The 22,869-nt window shown below is 37.2% G+C and carries 22 protein-coding genes; 7 read left to right on the forward strand and 15 right to left on the reverse strand.

From position 1 onward, the window contains the following. Nucleotides 1-6: 6 nt before the first annotated feature. From JKA74_RS15630 to JKA74_RS15650, 5 genes are all read right to left on the reverse strand, one after another. Entirely contained in the window at nucleotides 7-897 is an 891-nt protein-coding gene (locus JKA74_RS15630; RefSeq protein ID WP_201432158.1) for a branched-chain amino acid transaminase, read from the reverse strand. A gap of 171 nt (nucleotides 898-1,068) precedes the next feature. Continuing rightward, a complete protein-coding gene (leuB, locus tag JKA74_RS15635; protein ID WP_201432159.1) occupies nucleotides 1,069-2,154 on the reverse strand; it encodes a 3-isopropylmalate dehydrogenase in 1,086 nt (361 codons plus the stop codon). A 137-nt stretch (nucleotides 2,155-2,291) separates the two neighbouring features. Then, nucleotides 2,292-2,879, reverse strand: a complete 588-nt coding sequence (gene leuD, locus JKA74_RS15640; protein ID WP_201432160.1) for a 3-isopropylmalate dehydratase small subunit — start codon at nucleotides 2,877-2,879, stop codon at nucleotides 2,292-2,294. Between the two features lie 3 nt (nucleotides 2,880-2,882). Then, entirely contained in the window at nucleotides 2,883-4,283 is a 1,401-nt protein-coding gene (leuC, locus tag JKA74_RS15645; RefSeq protein WP_201432161.1) for a 3-isopropylmalate dehydratase large subunit, read from the reverse strand. 16 nt (nucleotides 4,284-4,299) lie between these two features. After that, a complete protein-coding gene (locus JKA74_RS15650; protein ID WP_201432162.1) occupies nucleotides 4,300-5,460 on the reverse strand; it encodes a 2-isopropylmalate synthase in 1,161 nt (386 codons plus the stop codon). 244 nt (nucleotides 5,461-5,704) lie between these two features. Here JKA74_RS15650 and JKA74_RS15655 point away from each other — a divergent pair, with 244 nt between their 5' ends. Continuing rightward, entirely contained in the window at nucleotides 5,705-7,255 is a 1,551-nt protein-coding gene (locus JKA74_RS15655; protein WP_201432163.1) for a hypothetical protein, read from the forward strand. A 76-nt stretch (nucleotides 7,256-7,331) separates the two neighbouring features. Here JKA74_RS15655 and thrC read toward each other — a convergent pair whose 3' ends face one another. Then, nucleotides 7,332-8,627: a threonine synthase gene (gene thrC / locus JKA74_RS15660; protein WP_201432164.1), complete on the reverse strand. Its 1,296-nt coding sequence runs from the start codon at nucleotides 8,625-8,627 to the stop codon at nucleotides 7,332-7,334. Nucleotides 8,628-8,739: 112 nt separating this feature from the next. Beyond that, nucleotides 8,740-9,504 carry a sodium/glutamate symporter family protein gene (locus JKA74_RS15665; protein WP_201432165.1) on the reverse strand — a complete coding sequence of 255 codons (765 nt, stop codon included), beginning with the start codon at nucleotides 9,502-9,504 and terminating at the stop codon, nucleotides 8,740-8,742. A 429-nt stretch (nucleotides 9,505-9,933) separates the two neighbouring features. Here JKA74_RS15665 and JKA74_RS15670 point away from each other — a divergent pair, with 429 nt between their 5' ends. Continuing rightward, the gene (locus JKA74_RS15670) at nucleotides 9,934-10,887 is read left to right on the forward strand and encodes a hypothetical protein (protein ID WP_201432166.1); all 954 of its coding nucleotides are present in this window, start codon (nucleotides 9,934-9,936) and stop codon (nucleotides 10,885-10,887) included. A gap of 84 nt (nucleotides 10,888-10,971) precedes the next feature. Here JKA74_RS15670 and tpx read toward each other — a convergent pair whose 3' ends face one another. From tpx to JKA74_RS15705, 7 genes are all read right to left on the reverse strand, one after another. After that, nucleotides 10,972-11,472: a thiol peroxidase gene (gene tpx / locus JKA74_RS15675; RefSeq protein ID WP_201432167.1), complete on the reverse strand. Its 501-nt coding sequence runs from the start codon at nucleotides 11,470-11,472 to the stop codon at nucleotides 10,972-10,974. Nucleotides 11,473-11,842: 370 nt separating this feature from the next. After that, nucleotides 11,843-12,283 carry a hypothetical protein gene (locus JKA74_RS15680; protein ID WP_201432168.1) on the reverse strand — a complete coding sequence of 147 codons (441 nt, stop codon included), beginning with the start codon at nucleotides 12,281-12,283 and terminating at the stop codon, nucleotides 11,843-11,845. Then, nucleotides 12,280-13,014, reverse strand: coding sequence for a DUF6503 family protein (locus JKA74_RS15685; protein ID WP_201432169.1), 735 nt, complete (start codon nucleotides 13,012-13,014; stop codon nucleotides 12,280-12,282). Before JKA74_RS15685 ends, JKA74_RS15680 begins: the two co-directional genes overlap by 4 nt. Nucleotides 13,015-13,031: 17 nt before the next feature. Beyond that, nucleotides 13,032-14,189: a formimidoylglutamase gene (locus tag JKA74_RS15690; RefSeq protein ID WP_201432170.1), complete on the reverse strand. Its 1,158-nt coding sequence runs from the start codon at nucleotides 14,187-14,189 to the stop codon at nucleotides 13,032-13,034. 147 nt (nucleotides 14,190-14,336) lie between these two features. Then, the gene (gene mnmD, locus JKA74_RS15695; protein WP_201432171.1) at nucleotides 14,337-15,035 is read right to left on the reverse strand and encodes a tRNA (5-methylaminomethyl-2-thiouridine)(34)-methyltransferase MnmD; all 699 of its coding nucleotides are present in this window, start codon (nucleotides 15,033-15,035) and stop codon (nucleotides 14,337-14,339) included. A 12-nt stretch (nucleotides 15,036-15,047) separates the two neighbouring features. Next, nucleotides 15,048-15,560 carry a 2-C-methyl-D-erythritol 2,4-cyclodiphosphate synthase gene (gene ispF, locus JKA74_RS15700; RefSeq protein ID WP_201432172.1) on the reverse strand — a complete coding sequence of 171 codons (513 nt, stop codon included), beginning with the start codon at nucleotides 15,558-15,560 and terminating at the stop codon, nucleotides 15,048-15,050. Further along, the gene (locus JKA74_RS15705; RefSeq protein WP_201432173.1) at nucleotides 15,557-16,795 is read right to left on the reverse strand and encodes a M16 family metallopeptidase; all 1,239 of its coding nucleotides are present in this window, start codon (nucleotides 16,793-16,795) and stop codon (nucleotides 15,557-15,559) included. The genes ispF and JKA74_RS15705 overlap by 4 nt, the downstream gene beginning before the upstream one ends. A gap of 186 nt (nucleotides 16,796-16,981) precedes the next feature. On the opposite strand from JKA74_RS15705, the gene JKA74_RS15710 reads away from it, so the two are divergent. From JKA74_RS15710 to ytxJ, 3 genes are read left to right on the forward strand one after another with little or no spacing between them, the layout of a single operon-like run. Then, on the forward strand, nucleotides 16,982-18,961 hold the full coding sequence (locus JKA74_RS15710; RefSeq protein WP_201432174.1) for an alpha-ketoacid dehydrogenase subunit alpha/beta: 1,980 nt from the start codon (nucleotides 16,982-16,984) through the stop codon (nucleotides 18,959-18,961). 34 nt (nucleotides 18,962-18,995) lie between these two features. Beyond that, entirely contained in the window at nucleotides 18,996-20,372 is a 1,377-nt protein-coding gene (locus JKA74_RS15715) for a hypothetical protein (RefSeq protein WP_201432175.1), read from the forward strand. A gap of 25 nt (nucleotides 20,373-20,397) precedes the next feature. After that, nucleotides 20,398-20,742: a bacillithiol system redox-active protein YtxJ gene (ytxJ, locus tag JKA74_RS15720; protein WP_262895943.1), complete on the forward strand. Its 345-nt coding sequence runs from the start codon at nucleotides 20,398-20,400 to the stop codon at nucleotides 20,740-20,742. Here ytxJ and JKA74_RS15725 read toward each other — a convergent pair. Continuing rightward, entirely contained in the window at nucleotides 20,734-21,147 is a 414-nt protein-coding gene (locus JKA74_RS15725; protein ID WP_201432176.1) for an OsmC family protein, read from the reverse strand. The genes ytxJ and JKA74_RS15725 overlap by 9 nt on opposite strands. 63 nt (nucleotides 21,148-21,210) lie before the next feature. Here JKA74_RS15725 and JKA74_RS15730 point away from each other — a divergent pair, with 63 nt between their 5' ends. Further along, nucleotides 21,211-21,924 carry a hypothetical protein gene (locus tag JKA74_RS15730; RefSeq protein ID WP_201432177.1) on the forward strand — a complete coding sequence of 238 codons (714 nt, stop codon included), beginning with the start codon at nucleotides 21,211-21,213 and terminating at the stop codon, nucleotides 21,922-21,924. 22 nt (nucleotides 21,925-21,946) lie between these two features. Next, nucleotides 21,947-22,834 carry a lipoyl synthase gene (gene lipA, locus JKA74_RS15735; protein WP_201432178.1) on the forward strand — a complete coding sequence of 296 codons (888 nt, stop codon included), beginning with the start codon at nucleotides 21,947-21,949 and terminating at the stop codon, nucleotides 22,832-22,834. The last annotated feature ends 35 nt before the right edge of the window (nucleotides 22,835-22,869 follow it).

A 22,869-nucleotide genomic window follows, 5' to 3' on the forward strand; every position in this document is an offset into this window, starting at 1 on the left:
AATTTCTTATATGATAGTTTGATTCTGTAAATCGTTGTATTGTACCTTTTGCCTATACATTTGGTAAAGGTTGTAGCCCAGCGAATCTTCCCAGTGTAGAGGAAAGGTAGTCTTGTCAACGCTTGCAATGGGTGCAACTTCAGCAGCAGTACCAGTGAAGAAAGCACAATCGGCATCCAATAATTGAGATTTTGTAATTGGCTTTTCTGTTAGTTTGATTCCCAGTTCTCTGGCTAAGTCTATTACTGTTCTGCGTGTAATTCCCGGAAGTATATTTCCTCTGGAAGGGGTGAATAATTCACCATTTTTTTCAATAAAAATATTGGCTCCTGATCCTTCAGATACATGACCTGTGTGATCTAAAAGAATAGCTTCATCATATCCGTTCTTCTTAGCTTCTGTTGTGGCTAAAATGGAGTTGGTATAATGGCCAACAACTTTGGCTTCCACATGTTGTGAGGCAGGATGGATCCGCTGATAGGAGGATATTTTGGCTTTTATAGGATTGTTGCCTAAATATTTTTCCCACTTCCATGCACAAATAAATACATTTACTTCCTTTACCGGCTCCAGGGCCATATTGGCTCCTAAATAAACCAGAGGACGTATGTAGGCATCAGTTAAATTATTTTTATCTAATAATTCATAACTTATGCTTACCAATTCATCTACCGAATAGGGGAGGTCAATGTGCATTAATTGGGCAGAATAATGCAGCCTTTCAAAATGTTCATGTGCTTTGAAAATGTTAAATCCCACATCATTTTTATAGGCTCTTATCCCTTCAAATACACCATTTCCATAATGTAAAGTCTGACCATATAAGCTGGTATTAGCTTCTTTCGCAGGAAGCCATTGACCATTTAAGAATACAAAAGTGTTATTGTTGTAGTACATATGCGTTGTGTTTGTGTCGTTAGATTTTAGTAAAAAAAAAGCGCCATCCTGTGGGATGACGCCTTCTCAAAAAAATATATTTATGAGTTTTCCGTCATCCTTTTTCTTTTAGGATAATGACTGTAATAATTGTGGTAATGACGTTCATTGAATTTTGGAAAATGGTGTTCATCAATTTGCTAATGCTTTATTCTTTGAATAAATAAATGAAGCTATTCTATCTCCCACTTCTTCAGTGGTTTTAGCGTTCTCTTTAAAGATATCTTCAGTGGTAAAACCTTTATCAAGGGATTTTTCGACTGCTTCTTGGATTAAATTACTTTCCTCATGTAACTGAAAAGCATATTCCAGTAACATGGCAGCAGAAAGAATAGAGCCAATAGGATTTGCTTTGTTTTTTCCCGCTACTTCCGGATAAGAACCATGAATAGGTTCGAATAAACTTTGTCTTGTGCCTAATGAAGCTGATGGTAGCATGCCCAGTGAACCAGAAATAACTGAAGCTTCATCAGTAATTATGTCGCCAAACATATTTTCCGTTAATACCACATCAAAATGTTTAGGATTTTGAATGATCTTCATAGCTGCATTATCCACAAACATGAAATCCAATTCTATTTCAGGATATTGTCTGGCCAGCTTAGTGACTGTTTCCCTCCATAAGCGAGAGGTAGCCAGTACATTGGCTTTATCGACTAAGGTTACTTTCTTGCGTCTTTTAGCTGCTGCCTGAAAAGCGTAATGCGCAATTCGTTCAATTTCATGTTTAGAGTAAACACAGGTGTCAAAAGCTTTGTCCCCATCTTCTGATCTACCTCGAGGCTCTCCAAAATAAATACCTCCTGTCAATTCACGAAACACCACAAAATCCACTCCTCTTATAATCTCTTCTTTTAAAGGAGATATAGATAAAAGTACTTCGTAGCTATTCACAGGCCGTACATTGGCAAACAATCCTAATTTCTTGCGCATACTCAGCAACCCTTGTTCCGGTCTTACTTTTGCACTTGGGTCATTGTCATATTTAGGATGGCCAATGGCTCCAAATAAAATAGCATCAGTAGTTTTGCATACTTTTTCTGTAGCTTCCGGGAAAGGGTTTCCTGTTGCATCAATGGCAACAGCACCAATTAGTGCCTCGTGGTAAATAAATTGATGATTGAAAACCTCAGCCACTGCATCAAGGCATTTTATAGCTTGTTTGGTCACTTCAGGACCTATTCCGTCTCCGGCTAATATTGCTATTGATTTCTTCATTTCTTTTTAAAAATATTTGCAATTACATTTTTTACATTTCGATGGCCCGTCACCCCCTCCATCCCCGAACTTCCAAACCATGAGCGAGAGGAAGTGGGGATTGAAAAGGGTTTAACCTAAACGGGTTAACAACATTCCTAAATTCTGCTTTCTTCAAAAGCCGTAATTTCATTTGATTTATTGAGTAAAAAATCTATATCATCAAAGCCATTGATCATACAATATTTTTTGTAATTGTTGATTTCAAAGCTTTCAGCAATTTCTTCATTTTCAATGCTGATTAATTGCTCCTCCAGATTGACTTGCATAATGGTCTCAGGATCTTTTTCTACTATTTCAAATATCTTGGTCAATATTTCATCACTCACTTGTACAGGTAGCAAGCCATTGTTAAGGGCATTGTTCTTAAAAATATCGGCAAAGAAACTGGATATTATCACCCTAAATCCATAATCATATAAAGCCCAGGCCGCATGTTCACGGCTTGATCCACAACCGAAATTTCTTCCAGCGACCAATATTTCACCTGAAATACCTTTCTTATTTAGTATAAATTCAGGGTTAGGGCTATCATTTTCCAGATAGCGCCAATCCCTGAATAAATTATCCCCGAAGCCCTCTCTACTCACCGCTTTTAAAAAGCGGGCGGGGATAATTTGATCTGTATCCACATCTTCCATCGGAAGTAAAACACATGTGGAATATAATCTTATGAATTTTTCCATCTTTCAGTCTTTTAATAAGTCCCTTACATCTGTAACTCTACCTGTTAAGGCAGCTGCAGCAGCAGTCAAAGGACTTGCCAGCATTGTTCGTGCGCCAGGCCCTTGCCTTCCTTCAAAATTTCTATTGGAAGTAGATACACAATATTTTCCTTTTGGGATTTTATCTTCATTCATACCCAAACATGCAGAACAACCGGACTGTCTTAATTCAAAGCCTGCTTCTTTTAATATCAGATCAATACCTTCTGCAATAGCTTGTTGTTCCACCTGCCTTGAGCCGGGAACAATCATGGCCTGCACATGCGCTGCTTTCTTTTTACCTTTCACCATATCAGCCACCAATCGCAAATCTTCAATACGCGAATTGGTACAGCTACCTATGAAAACAAAATCAATTTCATGGCCCAGTAATTGGCTTCCGCCCTGTAGTTCCATGTATTTCAATGATTTTTCCAATCCTGAGGAGGAAGTGCCATTGACTTGCGGAATAAACTGTGTAATTCCCATACCCATACCAGGATTTGTGCCATAGGTAATCATAGGTTCTATGTCCTCTGCTTTGAAATAATATTCAGCATCAAATTTTGCATCAGTATCTGTTTTCAGCCTTTGCCATTCGGCCAGTTTCTTTTCCCATTCATTGCCAACAGGAGCAAATTGTCTTCCTTTAATGTATTCGAATGTTTTTTCGTCCGGTGCAATTAAACCACCTCTCGCCCCCATCTCAATACTCATATTACAAATGGTCATGCGTGCTTCCATTGATAAAGCCTCAATAGCAGATCCGCAAAATTCAATAAAGTGGCCAGTTCCCCCACTTGTGGTTAATTGGGAAATAATGTACAGCACTATATCTTTGGAAAGTACGCCTCTCTTAAGTTCACCATCTACCTGTATTTTCATGGTTTTGGGTTTACGCTGCAGCACACATTGAGTAGCTAAAACCTGCTCTACTTCGCTGGTGCCAATACCAAAAGCAATATTTCCAAAAGCACCATGGGTAGAGGTGTGGCTGTCTCCACAAACAATAGTCATTCCCGGTTGCGTAATCCCTAATTCAGGACCTATAACATGCACTATGCCTTGATAAGGATGTCCCAGGCCATATAATTCCACTCCAAACTCTTTGCAATTTCTAATTAAAGTGTCCACCTGATGCCTTGAGAGGACATCTTTGATAGGTAAATGTTGGTTTTCGGTAGGTACGTTATGATCTGCTGTGGCAATAGTATGTTCTGTTCGGTAAACAGGGATGCCTCTTTTCTTTAGTCCGGCAAAAGCCTGCGGGCTAGTTACTTCGTGGATAAAATGTTTATCAATGTAGAGTACTTGTGGTCCCTCTTCAACAGTGTGAACCACATGGGTATCCCATATTTTATCAAATAATGTTTTTGCTGCTGCCATTTTTAACTTCCCTTAATTATTTAGAAACTGTTGCGTATTCTTTTACTAAGTATTGCAAATCATTGTCCTCTACTACTTTTATGCTGTCAGCCAATTCCAGGAATTTTTTGTAAGTATCTTCCAGCTCTTCTTTGCCAAGAAAAATATCAAGTTCTCCTAATCGGAAATTTAAGGCAGCTCTTCCGCTTCTGGCAGTTAATATGATGCTTGATTTATTGACTCCCACTTCATAAGGGTCAATGATTTCATAATTTTCTTTATTTTTAATTACTCCATCCTGATGGATTCCTGATGAGTGTGAGAATGCATTGGCACCTACAATGGCTTTGTTAGGCTGAACGGCCATATTCATCGTTTCAGAAACCATTTTACTCATTGGAAAAAGCTTCTCACTTTTGATCCCTGTATCATAGTTTAGCCAGTGATGTTTTCTTAAGATCATAACCACCTCTTCTAATGCAGTATTTCCGGCACGTTCGCCTATTCCGTTAATGGTGCATTCAATTTGTCTGGCTCCGTTTATAACAGCTTCAATACTATTGGCGGTAGCTAGACCCAAGTCATTATGACAATGGGTAGAAATGATGGCTTTATCTATATTGCTGACGTTATCAACCAAAAATTTTATTTTTTTACCATACTCCTGTGGCAAGCAATAACCTGTTGTGTCAGGAATATTGACCACGGTTGCACCTGCTTTAATAGCGGCCTCAACTACCTGGGCTAAAAATTCATTGGAAGTTCTACCAGCATCTTCTGCATAAAACTCTACATCATCTACAAAATTTCTGGCATAGCTTACAGCCTCAATGGCTCTTTCTATTACTTGTTTTTTAGATATTTTCAGTTTAGTGAAAACATGCTGATCGGATGTGCCTAAGCCGGTATGGATTCTGGGTTTGGCAGCTCCCTTTAATGCTTCGGCAGCACACTCGATATCTTTTTTTACAGCGCGGGAAAGTGCGCAGATGCTTACATCCCTGAGTTCGGCAGAAAGTAATTTTACTGATTCAAAATCGCCCGGACTGGAAACAGGAAATCCTGCTTCTATTACATCTACACCCAGTGATTGAAGAGCGGTGCCAATATGTAGTTTTTCTTTTTTTGAAAGCCCGCAACCAGGCACTTGTTCTCCATCTCTTAATGTGGTGTCGAAAATTTGAATTCTGTTCTGCATTGCTATTCAGTTTGCTGACTACTAATGAATTTGTTCTAATCTTTAACTTTTATAAAATCTAATGTAGGTGGAAACTTTAGCGGATGTAATGCCAAATATTTTTGTAATTACGATTTCTAATACTTAAATATGTTATGATTTTAATTCTCATAGAGAGCTATTTTGTATAATTTATGCTCTTAATATAGGTTTTTGATTTAAATAAGGATGAATTAACTGCATATTAAATACATAAATAAATACGATGGCAAAGGATAGATCTGATCATTTATTTACGCTGGTGAAATCATTAAATAGGAGTGAGAAGCGCTACTTCAAATTATTTGTGAGCCATCATGAAGAAATGGGAGCTAAATACATACGGCTTTTTGAAATGATAGAAAAGCAAAACAAATTTGATGAAAATACTATCCTACAAAAGGAAACTTCTTTTGAGCCCGCTCAATTTTCTAATTTAAAAGCTCATTTATATAAACGGTTATTGCAAAGTTTAAGGCAATACGAGCTGGAGAAAATTGAAGAAATTCAGATAAGGGAGATGGTGGATTATGTTCAGTTATTGTTTAACCGTGGCTTATATCAGCAAAGTGTGGATATGCTTGGCAAAGCTCATAAAAAAGTACGTAAAACTGATAATCTGGAATTGAAGTTGGAGCTTTTGAAATGGGAGAAAATTATTTTGAATAAAACCGTAGGAGCCTCTTTTCAACAGCGTGTGCACCGGATTATCGAACAGGTAGAAGATACCAATAGAAAAATTAACCTGATTAATAAGTTTACTAATCTTTCAGTGCAACTGAATGCTGTTTATCTTAAAACTGGCTATATTAGAAATGATGCACATTACCTCGAAATAAAAGAACTCTTTTATCATAATATGCCTGAACATAAGGAAGAGGAGTTATCGCTTTACGAAAAACTGAACCTTTATCGTCTGTACGTTAACTACTATTATTTCACTGAAGAGATGGAATCGGGCTATGAATATGCCAAAAGGTGGCTGAAGCTATTTGATAAGAATCCGGAGTTGAGGCAATCGCAAATGGACGAATACTTAAATGCGATTAACCAGGTGATGATAGCAGAATACAAGCTCTTTCATTATGCTGATTTTATGAAAACCCGAAAAAGATTGCAGGCACTGAATCAGCAAACACAGAAAATAGTCAATGAAAATATTCGCTACAGATTACTGAAATATGTTTTCGTGCATGAGTTCAACAGGATATTTATGTTGGGGAAATTCAATATCGGTGTCTCTCTTTTAGATAGAATAGGTGAGGATTTGGGTAAATTTATTGCTCGCTCTGATGAGCATTCCCGGATTATTCTATTTTATAAAATTGCCTGCTTGTATTTTGGGAATAGCCAATATAGTGAAGCTTTGGAATGGATCAATAGGGTTCAAAACGATGAAAATGTGGAATTGAGGGAAGACATCCACTCCTTTACAAGGATTCTAAGTTTAATTGCCCATTATGAACTGGGGAATATGGAGGTGATTGATTACTATATTCGTTCGGCCTATCGTTTCTTACTGAAAAAAGGGGATTTAAATTTATTTCAGAAATATATACTACGGTTTTTAAGGAAACTAGCTTCTGGTTTTCAGGAGGAAGATTTGATCCCTGAATTCAAAAAGCTATTGGAGCAACTTATTCCTCTCCAGAGCATTAGATATGAAAAAAGAGCATTTATTTATTTTGATATTATCAGTTGGCTGGAGAGTAAAATTCAGCATCGAACTGTGCAGGAAGTAATTCAGGAGAAAGCTAAAAAACAAATTTTGGGATAAAAGATAGTATGGGAACCAGACGTCATTTTTAGATCTTCAGTAACTAACCACATAGTGAAAATTTACATCAATTGATTCAGCTTTCTAATAAAAAAGCCCTAAAAGCGTCATAATCAGGTTCCATTTTTATGCTTTTCTTCTCTTTGGATAAAAATTCATGGGCAGTATCAGGCATAATATTTTCCTTACTGATTTGTTTAACCGTATCCATAAATTTACAGGGGTGAGCAGTTTCTAAAATGATGCCTATTTCTCCTAAAGAAGATTGCTGTAAATATTTTTCTATCCCACCGTAAGCCACAGCTCCATGTGGATCTAATAAGTAATTATATTGTTGATAGACCTGGTGCATAATTTCCAGTGTCTCTTCATCCGTAAAACTATAGCCTTTTATTACCTCTATCATTTTTTTATGATCGTTGTCAAATAGATTCAGCATACGCTGGAAATTACTGGGAGAACCCACATCCATGGCATTGGATATAGTGGCAATTGTAGGTTTTGGTTCATAAGTCCCGCTGAATAAATATCTGGGAACAGCATCATTTCTATTAGAAGACGCTATAAAATTACTTACAGGAAGTCCCATTCTTTGCGCAATTAAACCTGCTGTGAGGTTGCCATAATTTCCACTGGGAACTGAAAATGAAACAGTTTGTTGAGCTCCTAATACTTTAAAAGGGATATAATAGTAGATTGATTGTGGGATAAAACGGGCAATATTAATAGAATTAGCCGAGCTGATTTGAATTTTATCCCTCAACTCATTGTCCAGAAAGGCTGATTTTACCAATCTTTGGCAGTCATCAAAATCTCCTGAGATTTCCAGTGCAGTTACGTTCTTTTCATAAGTGGTTAATTGCTTTTCCTGTAAATCACTAACTTTTCCTGACGGGTAAAGTATAACGACTTCTATATTTTTGGTTTGTGAAAATGCAGCGGCAACAGCCCCTCCAGTATCCCCTGAAGTAGCAACCAATATAGTACATTTCTTATCGGCATCACGGTAAAAGTAATCCAGACATTGTGCGAGGAATTTAGCCCCAACGTCTTTGAAAGCATAACTGGGCCCATGAAATAATTCCAGGGCATAGATGTTCTCTTTGATTTCAATTAAAGGGATATCAAAAGAGAGCGTTTTGTCAATTATATTTTGAAGTTCAGAAGCGGGGATTTCATCTCCGACAAAATGAGAAAGCACTTCATATCCAATTTCTTGTAAAGATATGTCGGTCAATGATCCAAAGAAGGTTTTAGGCAAAAGAGGGATATATTCAGGCATATAAAGCCCATTATCAGTAGGTAGTCCCTGGATGACAGCCTGACGGAAACCGGATTTTTTACTGGGATTTTTGGTGCTGTAGTATTTCATTTCTTCTGCGATTTGAACATATTATGCTTTGGTTACCTCTTTCATTCTATAATTGAACAAAAAAAAACCTCTTCCGGAAAGAAGAGGTTTCGTAAGATTGTAAGTAAAATTTTTAAGGTGTCGATTGTACATTAGGCGTTTCACTCAAATCAGTAGCTTCTTTCAATTTAGCAATATGGAATGTTTTCCTTGCTTTATGTCCACAATATGAACATTTGAAATATTTCATCAATTCACCTTCTTCAGTAATGGTTGGAGATTTTATAATCTCTTCTTTCACAACTTTTAAAGTTTGATAGTTACATTCAGAGCACTGTAGTGCATGAAGGTGTCCGGAATACTTCTCGATTTTTGTGTAGCCTGTTTCTTCGTCAACCCAAACATCATAATCTACAGAGAAGATGTCTTCTTCAGCTTGCATACCTTCATCCAGGTATACATCTTCTTCCTCTTCAGTTAATAGCTTCATAGGTTTTCCAGTTTTTGGGGAAATCCTAGGGGTATATCTTAATTTTTTCAGTCTCTTTTCAATATGAAAAGGATAATAAAATCTAAGTATATTTTGGATGATCACACCAATGATTAGACCGAGCATAGCTGAAACGAACACTTTTACAGAAAGCCATAAAAGTTCGGTTTCTCCAAACAAGGCATTGATCCACACTATTGCACCAATCAAAAGAATTACAGTAGATCGCCATAAAGTGTCAATCTCATGTTTGTTAATGTAGTCATACTTTTGTTTAAAATCTTTCAAAGTCGCTAAACGCATATAATACAGTAAAACGAGCAAGACGGCTATACCAATAATACCCATGCCCACATAAGGGCCATACTGGTGTATCATGTCAAAGATGCTTTGGTTATTCTCTGCCATAATTTATTTTTCTTTAATGATGATTAATTTAGTTAGTTTTCGTTCTTATGTATTCTTTCAATTTATAAATGTAAATAAATTTACTATAAATCTGTATGCAATTTAAAATTTATTCTAATAATTTCTATCAGAAAAGTTATATTAATTATCTGAAATACCTAAAAAACAATTTGTGTACCTATCCTCATACTCCTGTAAAGATATATAAATGAGGCAAATAAACCTTTGTGTTAAAGGTATTTTAATTCTAAATGTAGATAATAATATTCTTAAAACAACCAACAAGGGTAAAAAAATAGTGGGTTTTTTGAAAATGATTACAACCTTTTTAGCGTTAAGCGAGTCTATAACACAATGTCAGGAAAAGTGACCTGGCGTCAGTTAATATAATTTTAAATCAAAACAGAACAAAACAAAAACCAAAAAGCAATGAGAAAATTATTTAGAAATGCAATGATGTTATCTGCAATGGCAGGTACCTTATTTTTCACAGCTTGTGATGGTGAGGGGGATGAAGACTTGTTGAATAGCCCAACAGTTACAGTTACAACTGATCCGGCTAATGGTGAAGTGGCAGTAGGTGAAGCTATTTCTTTCACTGCAGAAGTAGACGCTCCTGCAGGATTCAATACTTTAAGAATTGAATCAATTGAATCTGCGGATGCAACTATTACTTTAAGTGGTTATAAAACAGAATATACTAGAAATGATTTAGGGTTAGATGCAGGTGCTACAAGTGCTACAGTTGAATTTGAGCCTTTTTCTATTCCAGAAGCAGGTGAATATACTGTTGAGCTATTAGCAGTTGATGATGATAATCAGCAAACTAATCAGGAATTCACTATTACAGTGACTGAAACAGGTGTTGTGATTTACACAGATATTTTGGTTTATGCACCAGCTGCAGATGGAACCACTAATACATGGTTCTCTACTAATTTAGGTGAGACAGTTACTGAGGGTGAAGTAAATGCTGCCAGTGCACCAAATTCATCTGATGTGGATTTTGGTTATTATTATGGAGCGGAAAATATGGCAAGTATTGCTTCTCCTAATGCTTATCCAACTTTAGGTGGTTCTATTGATATTTCAGACTGGACTACCAGAAATGCTACTGAGTTTAAATTGACTACAGTTTCTGATGAAGAGTATGTTGGTATTGTATCAGGTACTGATTTAGCAGAAATCTGGGATAGAGCGGATAATGTTAATGAAGGTGAGAGTATCACAAACTTATCTGTTGGTGATGTGGTAGCATTCCAATTGGATACTGACAATAAAGGTGGACTTTATGGAGTATTTAAAGTGCTTTCTGTTGAGCCAGGTGCAAACGTTGATGATTACATCGAAATTGAGGTAGTTGTTCAAGAAGAAGAAAACTAATAAGCATTAAGCTTAAAGAAGTATAAAACTAAAAAACCCATTCTGGTAATTCGGAATGGGTTTTTTTATGATTAATTTTTTTGATCATTTTACTGCGGCCAGTGCTTTTTCATAATCAGGTTCGTTGGCTATTTCAGGAACCAGTTCGGTATAGCTTACCTTACCCTCCTTATTGACTACAACCACAGATCTGGAGTTGAGGCCTTTCATAGCACTGTCAATTAAGGTGACGCCATAGTTTTTGCCAAATGATTCATCCCTGAAATTGGAAAGAGGGATAGCATTTTTTATGCCTTCGGCCCCACAGAACCTTGCCTGGGCAAATGGCAAATCCCTGGAAATACAAAGTACTACAGTATTATCTAAAGCAGTGGCTTTTTCGTTGAATTCCCGAACTGACATTGCACATGTATTAGTATCAATGCTGGGGAAAATATTGAGGATGATATTTTTGCCTTTATAGTCACTTAATGAAACTTCTGATAAATCTGTTTTCACTAATTTGAAATCCGGTGCTGTTTGGTTTACCTCCGGTAAGTTGCCTGAGGTATTTACTTCCTTGCCTCCTAATGTTACTTTTGCCATAATATTAAATTTTTAGTTTGTGTTTGAAACCTGATTTAAACATAATAGTTGCTCAAATGAAGTTATTTTATGAGTTTTTTTAATGTGACGGACTCTCTTTCTCAAGGAAGAAATAATAAGAGCATAAAACGTTGTGATCTGCTTTTTATGTATGCCGTTATTGATTTCATTCTAAGGAGAGACACTACTTTGTCATATTCTTTTGCCATGGTTCGTATCTCACGAACCATCCTAAAGGATTGTGTTTTATCTTAAAATAAGATTTGCTTTGCTGGGCAAATAGATTGCGGATTCCTGAAATCATTTTAATAAAGGTGCGTGTCTCACGCACCTGGGCGTGGAAATATTATTACAAGCTTAGCTCTATTAATCACCTTTTTGCTTTACCGGCTTTGGTATTCAGGTACTTTACTATTTTGTCATATTCTGTATTCTCTTTGTTGGAAAGCTTAATGATTTTCTTCTTGCCATACAGAATTTTTGTTTCCCTGAATTCACCTTGCCTGGTTTTAACAACTTCCTCCATCCATGCTTTGATGTCTGCTACTGAAAGTTGAATTTTACTACGACTTATAAGGTAAGTAACTGAAATTTTATTGTTTCCGATCTTGATAACTTTGAGAGCAGCAATGAATTTTGTCAATACCAATAATGCAATCACAAGAACAACAGGAGTTAAAATGATCTTGATAATGAAGTATTCAGCTGAATATAAAAGGCTATCAAGTAATAGGAAGAAAGATCCGAATACGAGAACCAGAAAAACAGCTAAGGCAAAAATAGTTTGATAGCGTGGTTTGGATACAATCATTTTCCTTTATCTGTAAGTTTTAATTCTATTGTAGATAATAATTTCAACTCGCCCTTTTCAAATTTAGCGGGGAGATGTTTTAAGTCAGCATTTTTGTCAGCTTTAAAATTATTATAATCCTGGAAGGTTATTCCTGCTATTTGTTGTGGATTGTAAGCTTCCCTAAACCTTATTCCACCACCTTCTGTTTGGTAAGAATAAGCAAAATAGTCCATTGAGAAGTCTTCGATGTCAAACCAAAACACAAATTCATCTTCAAAATCTGTTCCACCACCTTCTGGTTCAAAGCCTATTTTTACCGTATAGTATTCCTTCTCTTTAATAGTGGTATTCTCCAGCTTTTCATTTAGAACAGCCGAATTATCTAATCCATAAGGAAGTAAGGCAAAATAATGTACTGAATTTACTGAATTGGCATAAGCAGCTGAATCTTTCGGTTGCAGCTGTACAGTTGAATCATTGATTTTTCTACTGAATCCCTCATTATTTAAAATATCAACTATTTGGTTGCCTGTAGAATCTTCGAACATGCGTTTATATTCAAACTCACCATTATTGTGCGATAAAGCATATTCTTTATCCCTAAAAGTGAAAGCAATATTTGCTGTGTCATAAGCATTTCCCCCATGATATTGAATGGCTTGATGAATGATTTCATCAGCTGTTTTTTCCTGCGGATTACAAGCAGTTAGGAAGGATATAATGGAGACAAATAGAAGTAAATTTTTCATAATATAAGTGCTTGTTTTTAAAAGAGTTTGGAATGCATTGCTATCCAACGTTCCGGTAGTTCGCCTTTATTGGCATGTTCATAATCCGAATAACTACAAGGCACGATGGTATTTCTGTGATACATTGTGTTTTTGGAGGGGTTAGGCACTTCCATCCACCACTTTTCACTGATCAGGCTTTTGTAGAAAACCAGTGTTTCCGGTTCGCTAGGCATTGAGACTACGTATTTCACATAATCATTGGAGCGGAAATCTTTGGAGTCTTTTCTGTGGTAAAAGCCTTCAATGAAATACCATACCATGGTTGCCAGCACTGCGGCCGATTTGCCTGACTGATCATCTAATTGAGGATCAAATTCATAAAACCCAGTTGCACTTAATTTTTCATTAATGCCTGCATACCAGCATAGCTGGCAGGCTTCTTCTCCTGTTAGGCCAAAGGGCTGGGCTTGGGTAGTAGCAGGGAAATCGGAAGACCTGATGGCACTTAAATCGAAGCTTAACATGTCTGCCTGCCTGATTACAGGTTCCATTTCTTTAATATCGTGACGTAATGCGCCAATTCTATGGGCTTCAAAATGAAGTTTTTCTAAAGTGGAAATTGCTTGTGGATTAACAAGGTAACTTTGATAAGCCAAATGACTATAATTAAAGAGATAATTGGGTTGGTGCATTAACAACTTCTGGATATGTTGTTTATTGGCAGGGGCAGAGCTGTCTTCCATATCCAGAAATGCGTCAATATTGATGAGACTTATGAGTTTCTCCATTTCTTCATAAGCCTGGTATTGGGCAAATGCCATCTCATGGGAGCCTCCTATTAAAACAGGAAGTACATTGTTTTCCAGGCATGCCCTGCACACTTCCTGAACCCGCCCATAGGTCTGGTCTATATCAATGGCCTCGGAAATATTACCTAAGTCGACAATGTTATAAGTTCCTGTGCCTTTCATCAAACGATATAATTTTTTCCGTAGTGCATTGGCTCCATCTGCGATGCCTGAACCTTCACTCATACTCCTGCCATCTGAAATTCCAATGAGGGCGATGTCAGCAGACTTATAATCAGGAAAAATTTCCTGATAGACAGTGATGCTTTTAAAGAAGCTACTCTGCTTACTAATATTTGCGAAAACAAATTCCGGTACGGGGCTAAAGAAAAGTCTTAAATCCATGATGTGAATTTAGTATTAAATGAGCTTTTAAAAATATTTCTGTAAATGAAATTGTTGAAAATACTCATTCTGGATAATTGAGATTGAAAAGTATATCTCTAGAAGGGTGTTTGAAGTTCAATTTTAAACAAAGCCTGTATCACCTCGCTATTTTACTCCTCTCACCATTTCTTTCTTCCCGGGAGGGCCTGGCAATGTTTCGACTTCAAAACCTGCACTTTTTAAATCCCTTTTTAATTGCCCTTTTGCACTGTAGGTTACAAACACTCCGCCTTTTTTAAGCAACTTATAGCATTTTTGAATAATAGAAAGCTCCCACAACTCAGCTTGTTTGTTGGGAGCAAAGGCGTCAAAAAATATAATATCGAAATTTTCAGAGGAGTTGAGATTATAGTCTTCCAGCTTAATTTGGTGTTTAGTTAACTCGAAATAGGGATAAATCTCAACGGGTTCTTCCCATTTAACACTGTGAATGCGTTTGAAAGTGTTTTTTAAGCGGTCATCACCCGGAGCACCACTTTCCAATTGTGCTACGTAATTTAATTGGTCAATCGTGGCTTCCTCCAATGGGAAAGGTTCAACGCCTGTATATTCTATGCTGATGCCACTATCCATGGCAAACTGAGCTGCCAACAATGCATTTAGTCCGGTTCCAAGTCCTACTTCAAAAATCTTCAGAAAATCAGGCAATCCTTCTTTGGTGCGCCAATACCTCAAACCTTTATCAATAAATACATGTCGCGATTCCTGTAAAGCCCCATGGAAGGAATGATAAGTCTCCTTTAAATCCTGGTGGTAGAGTGAGTGCGAACCGTCTTCGGTGGTAATGATTTTTACTGAGCTCATTAGTTTATATTCTCAATGTCCGTACTGGTTTTCAATTTTATTGCCATCAATTTTATAAATGAGTACTACTGCATGTGCATCTACTCCTTCTTCCCTGCCTACAAAACCCAGCTTTTCGGTAGTAGTGGCTTTAATGGATAAATCATCTTCCTTGATGTTCATTACTTTGGCCAGACACTTCTTCATTTCCGGAATATGAGGATTGATTTTTGGTTTTTGCAGAGAAACTGTCACATCAATGTTCCCTATTTCATAACCTCTGGAGCGAATTAACGCAACAGTTTTGTCCAATAAGATTTTACTGTCTATGCCTTTATATTCAGGATCTGTATCTGCAAAGTGAAAGCCAATATCTCGTAAATTAGCAGCTCCTAATAGGGCATCGCAAATCACATGAATAAGTACGTCTGCATCAGAATGACCCACTGCGCCTTTGTGGTAATCTAATTTGATGCCTCCAAGCCAAAACTCTTCTCCATCTGCTAATTGGTGCACATCATAGCCGTAGCCAACTCTTATATTCATTTTTTCGATTTATAATAAACGGTGGTACTATTTTCAGCTACCAATATATTCTTTGCAGCTTGCTTTATTTCCTCCTTGCTGACCGACTTGATCAGGTTGGTTTCTTCATTGACCAGATTAGGGTTGCCAATAACAGCTCCAAAAGCAATGCCCATTGCACGATTGAGCAAATCTACTTCTCCGTAAACTATACTTGATATTGCCTGGTTTTTAACTTTTTCTATTTCCAGATTGGTCAATTCTTCTTCAAGGAATTTCTCAACAATTCCCTGAACGGCCAAATCTGCATTTTCAATGCTGATGCCATCAGATACCTGTCCGCTGATCATTAACAAACCAGGATCCAGTGAGCCGGTAACGTAGGCAGAAAGTGAAGAGAAAATGGCTTCATCTTTTACTAACTTCTGATGGAGACGTGAAGATTTTCCTCTTCCTAACAGATCGCTTACCAAATCTGAGGCATAATAGGCAGGATCAGTTTTTGCAGGCATATGATAGGCCTTGTAAAGAGCATCTACCGGCACATCAGAGGCTATTTCTAAAAATTTTGCTTTTTTCTGCTTAGGTTCCCGAGGCAAATTTCGTTCAGTTTTTTCACCGGTAGGAATTTCACCAAACCATTTTTCAGCTAATTTTTTAATTTCTTGAGTATCAACATTTCCCGCTATCACCATATAGGCATTGTTGGGCCTGTAGTGTTTGTAAAAGAAATCTTTCACATCTTCCATAGTGGCGTTTTCTATATGGGAAATCTCTTTTCCTATTGTGGCCCATTGGTAAGGATGTTTTTCATACACCAAAGGGCGTAGTTTTAACCAAAGATCTCCATAGGGCTGGTTGAGATAACGCTGCTTGAACTCTTCAATTACCACACTTCTTTGCACTTCCAGCACTTTAGGGTCAAAGGATAAAGACATCATTCTATCCGATTCCAGCCAAAAAGCAGTTTCAAGATTTTTGGCAGGCAAGGTAACATAGTAATTAGTAATGTCAGGACTCGTAAAAGCATTGTTTTCGCCACCTACACGTTGAAGAGGTTCATCATAATTAGGGATGTTTTTGGAACCTCCGAACATCAGATGCTCAAATAAATGGGCAAATCCTGTTTTATCCGGCTTTTCATCCCGCGATCCTACATCATATAGGATATTCAGTACTGCAAGTGGTGTGTTTTTATCTTCATGTACAAATACACGAAGTCCATTGTTCAATGTGAATGAATTATATTTAATCATAAGCTAATTTGAAATCAAAAATAAAAAATATAACGACCTTTTGCAGGTCGATGCTTTACTTTAATTTTGTGCGATGACAATTAATAATATGTAAAAGTAAAATATATTAAACGGCTTCTATTATTTACGCTAAAAAACATCTCTTTTCATCTTTTTAATGCACTTTTGTGCTGAACTTTTTTTACCATGCAATTCGATAAACAAAAATTATCCAAAGAAAAACTACTTAACCTCTACAGGCAAATATTGTTGCCCAGGTTAATTGAGGAAAAAATGCTGATTTTACTAAGGCAAAACAAGATCAGTAAATGGTTTTCCGGTATAGGTCAGGAAGCAATTTCCGTGGGAGCAACTCTGGCACTGCAGCCTGACGAATATATTTTGCCTATGCACAGGAACCTGGGCGTTTTTACTTCACGCGATATTCCTCTTTCCCGTTTATTTGCGCAATTTCAGGGGAAAATGTCCGGTTTTACCAAAGGAAGAGATCGTTCTTTTCACTTTGGCACCAATGAATTCAGTATTGTGGGGATGATCTCTCACCTTGGGCCACAATTAGCAGTGGCAGATGGTATTGCACTTGCCAACAAAATGTCAGGAGAAGGAAAAGCCACATTAGTTTTTAGTGGTGATGGCGGTAGTTCCGAAGGTGATTTTCATGAAGCATTAAATGTAGCGGCAGTATGGGACTTGCCGGTTATTTTCATGATAGAAAACAATGGTTATGGCTTGTCAACTCCAAGTGATGAACAATTTAAATTCAAGCATTTTATTGATAAAGGACCTGGCTACGGAATTGAGAGTATTCAGGTAGATGGGAATAATATATTGGAGGTGTATCATGCTGTGGATAATGCGGCAAAGAAAATCCGTAAAAACCCTAAACCTATCTTAATTGAAGCAATGACCTTCAGGATGAGAGGACATGAAGAAGCTTCAGGTACCAAATATGTGCCTCAGGAACTTTTTGATAAGTGGGCCAAAAAAGACCCAGTCAACAATTTTGAGAAATACTTATTGGATGAGAAAATCATTACTACTCAGGAAGTAGAGGCGTTAAGAAAAGAAATTAAAAAGGCAATTAATGATGGTTTAGACATTGCTTCAAAGGATGTGTATCCTGAAGTTGATGCCAATGGACAAATAGAAGATGTGTATGCGCCTTTTAAATCAGAGGAAATAGCTCCCGCTACAGATAATAAAACTACTAAAAGATACGTAGACGCTATATCTGACGGACTGAAACAGTCTTTGGAGAAGTTCCCCGAATTAACTGTAATGGGCCAGGATATAGCAGAATATGGTGGTGTTTTCAAAATCACTGAAGGTTTTGTAGAGAAGTTCGGTAAAGACAGGATTAGAAACACTCCTTTATGTGAATCGGCTATTATTGGTATTGGCTTGGGGATGAGTATTAAAAAGCGGAAAACTGTGATAGAAATGCAGTTTGCCGATTTCGTGACTTGTGGTTTTAATCAGATTATTAATAATTTAGCTAAATCTCATTACAGGTGGGCGCAAAATGCGGATGTCGTGGTAAGAATGCCTACCGGGGCAGGAGTGGCAGCAGGTCCGTTTCATTCCCAAAGCAATGAAGCCTGGTTTTTTCACACACCCGGTTTAAAAATAGTTTACCCATCTAATCCATATGATGCCAAAGGCTTGCTTACAGCAGCTATTGAAGATACTAACCCGGTAATGTACTTTGAGCATAAAATGCTCTATCGTTCAATTTCTGAGGATATTCCTGATGATTATTATACGTTGGAAATCGGGAAAGCAAATCTTGTACAAGAAGGCAATGATATTACTTTAGTTACCTATGGTATGGGCGTGCATTGGGCTAAAGAAGTGTTAAATGATTTTCCGGAACTTTCTGTTGAATTAATTGATTTAAGAACTCTGTTGCCATGGGATAAAGAGGCAGTTGAGAAGAGTGTTCGTAAAACCGGTAAGGTGCTCATTTTTAATGAAGATTGCCTGACCGGAAGCATAAGTGGGGAAATAGCAGCCTGGATTGCTGAGCATTGCTTTGAGGCACTGGATGCACCTGTAATGAGGGAAGGCAGCCTGGATACACCAATTCCTTTCAACAAGGATTTGGAACAGGATTTTCTCCCTAAGCAACGAATTGCGGATAAATTGAAGGCTTTGGCCAAATTTTAGTAAATTGACAAAAAGCTAATGACATTTAATTTTTTTGATTAGATATACTCCATATCAACTAAGATTCATTATTAAGAGTGGTTTATTCTTGCTACTGTTTTCTGCCTGCACTCTGGTTTCAGTGCAGGCACAGAAAGCCAATGATAAAAAATTGGAAAGTTCTGAAAAAGTAGCTCCCTCTAAAATGAATGAAAAGAAAGTTAAAACCAGTAGGAGGTCCAAAGCAAAAGGGAATCCTAATAAGGGAGGCAATAAAGTGATTGTGACAAAACCTGCCAAATGGGATTGGAACAAAGTGATGTGGTTTAAAGCAAAGAAAAGCGATTACAAAACCAAAGATTATAATCCCAACAAGCGTACAAAGAGAAAGCAGTATGACAACCCGCCAAACTATCAATCCGAAAATCGTCAGCCTGGGGATTCTGATGTGAAACTGAAAAAGCCATTAATCCCCTTTGATTCCAGAACAGCAGATGAAGGACCGGTTTTGATTAAGAAAAGAAAACCTCAGAAATTGGATTTAAGTGCAGGTGGCCCTCAGGTGGAACAGCGACTCTTTGGTGAGATCCATCCTGATGAAACAGTTTCTAAAAAGCGGAAGGACAAGAAAGGAACAAAGATTGATGGAGATAAATTATATAACAAAAAGGATGGCTCCAAAAGAAAGCCTTATGATAACGATAAAGTGGAAACATCCAATCAGCCAGATTATTCAGGTAAAATGGATAATAAAAGGTTAATGATTTCAACGTCTCCCGACTACAAATCAAACAAGATGGATGGTGAAAAGTTGATGACTATCAAAAAGGGTGATACTAAACCTAAGCCTTATGATAACAGTAAATTAATGGTGTCTAATCGTCCTGACTTTAAGTCCAACAAAATGGATGATGATAAATTGATGACGATCAGAAAGGATAAAAGTAAACCAAAACCGTATGACGTTAGCAAATTGATGTACGTGAAAGTATCAAAGCCTGAAAAGCAATCCTTGCACGATGATAAGTTGATGGTAAAAGTGCCTAAGATTGAGAGATCAAAATTACATGGAGATAAATTACTCACCGTTCCTGAAAGACATTATCCCACTGCTACAATGAAACGAATTGCTGAGGATATTGCCAAATATGAAGGAGATTATGAGAGGAAAATAAAAGTGAGCAAGGACTCGCATCCGGCCAGCCGATATATGGCAGCAAAGAGCTATCGGGTTCCGTGGCTTAAAAGAACTCAAATTTCCCTTTCATTGTTTTGGTCAGGACTATGGGATTCCAATATACAGCCTTCATCTGTAACAGATAAAAAGCCGAAGCTCAGAAGAGATAAAAAAGAAGGACAAATTTGGGATAATACCGTACATCCAAGTGAATGGAAGAAAACTGAAGAAAAAGCTGAGTCCGGCAATAATTAGAGTAGAATATTTATTTTTTGGAAATATGATCAATTGGAAGAAATTAAATAATGTTGAGATGCTTCAATCCATTGCGGAGGATAAGTCTGATAAATCCATCATAATCTTTAAGCATAGTACCAGCTGCTCAATTAGTAGCATGGCTCTTAACAGATTGGAAAGAAGTTGGGATGAAAATGAAATGGCTCAGGTTGAGGCCTATTATCTGGATTTATTATCCTACAGGGATGTGTCAAACGCTATCGCAGAAAAATTTGGTATTGAACATCAATCACCACAAATACTTGTTATAAAAAACGGGTCATGTATTTATGACAATTCACATATGGGAATTAACTATCAGGCACTGAAGGAAGAAGCATTAGCTTAATTTTTCAATAGAAAAATTAATGTTTTGCTTGATGTCAGGATGTAAACTTTTAGCAACAGGGCAATTTAACCCCACTTTTTTCAATTTTTCAATTTCTTTTTCTGCTAAATTGGTTTTCCATTTAACATCAATTTGAATTTCGGAAATCCGTCTGGGATTTGCCGCCATTATTTTAGTGAGTTCACATTCAATATGGGTAAACTCAAGATTATTTTGATCAGCATATATACCCATAACAGTGAGCATGCAATTGGCAAGGGAAGTAGCGGCCAGGTCGGTAGGAGAGAAAAATGCACCCTGTCCATTGTTATCTACAGGAGCATCGGTGGTAATCATTACTCCGGAACGAAGATGGGTGGCATCTGTTTTAAGTAAAGGGCGGTATTTGATGTATGAAGTAGACATAAACTATCAGTCTTTTTTATCGTTTGATTTTAAAAGTTTAAATTTGTACATTATTTGTAACTTATGAAACGCCTTTTAATATTTTTGTTTGTCCTGATTTTGTCCTTTGATCAAGCTGTTGCTCAAGAGAACGATCCATTTGATTACGGACAGGAGTTTTTATTTGGGGTCTCCAAAAGTACAAATAGTGGATTAATATCAGGAGGCTTTTTCAGGTACAGTGCAAAGAAAAATGATAGGTTGTTTCAAACTTTTGGAATAGAAGTAGCCCATATCCGACATCCTCAGGAAAGAAGGGTAAGGAGCAATTTGTATTTTAATTCTTCTTCCTATTATTACGGGAAGGAAAAATATCTATTGAGTACCCGCCTGATGTATGGCTATGATGCCTTATTATTTAGGAAAGCTGAACAAAAAGGGGTTCAGATTAATGGAGTGTTAACAGGAGGTCCTTCTTTTGGCTTTATTTCAACTTACTATTTACGAAATGAAACAGGTCAGTTAACAACTTTCTCTGAAAGTCAAAACAGCCCGAACATTGTTGGTCCGGCCGGATATTTTGCCGGTGTTGGTGATATGGAAATGGCTATAGGATTACATGTGCGTGCTTCTTTATTATTTGAATTTGGTTCTTTTAAGAGTAATGTTACAGGATTTGAAGTGGGTTTTCTGGGAGAGATTTTCAATAAGGAAATAGAATTAGTTCCTACGGGAACAAAAAATTATAGATTTTATCCGGCTGCCTTTCTCAGCATTTTATTCGGATCAAGAAAGTAAAAATTATAAAGCAAGGATTGTTATGATAGATTTACCGGTAGTAAGTCAGGAAGAAAAGAAAAAAGCTAAAAAACCCGATTGGTTACGGGTGAAATTGCCTATTGGTAAAGAATATGCAAAGGTAAGAAAGCTGGTAGATGAGCACAAATTACATACTATTTGCGAAAGCGGTAGTTGCCCTAATATGGGAGAATGCTGGGGAGCAGGAACAGCCACGTTCATGATCCTTGGAAATGTTTGTACCAGGAGTTGTTCTTTTTGTGCTGTAGCTACCGGGAGGCCGCCTGAATATGATGAGCAGGAGCCTAAAAGAGTGGCAGAGGCTATCTATAAAATGGGAGTGAAACATGCGGTTTTAACTTCTGTAAATAGAGATGAACTCAAGGATAGAGGTGCGGAAATCTGGTATCAAACAGTAGTTCAAACTAAACAATTATCTCCGGAAACCACCATAGAAACATTGATTCCTGATGTGAAAAGCAATTGGGATGCGCTTTACAGAATGATAGAGGCAGGGCAGGAAGTTGTTTCCCATAATGTGGAAACCGTGCCGAGTCTTTATAGAAGGGTAAGGCCGCAGGCGAAATATCAAAGAAGTCTTGATCAAATAAAACTGACCAAAGAATATGGTAAACGTACCAAGTCGGGGATAATGGTTGGCCTTGGGGAAACCAAAGAAGAAATGTTCAAATCAATGGACGATTTGGTGGCTCATGGATTGGATATTTTAACCATTGGCCAATATTTACAGCCTACAAAAAGACACCATGAAGTAATTGAGTACGTTCATCCTGATGTTTTTGACATGTACAGGGAAGAAGGTTTAAAAAGAGGGTTGAAATATGTAGAATCAGGCCCACTGGTTAGATCATCCTATCATGCTGAGAGACATGTGAATGTCCCTATTTAATGGTTAGTATTTTTAAGGATTAATACCACATTCTT

The organism is Marivirga aurantiaca, from assembly GCF_016679925.1.
GTDB classification, from domain to species: Bacteria; Bacteroidota; Bacteroidia; order Cytophagales; family Cyclobacteriaceae; genus Marivirga; species Marivirga aurantiaca.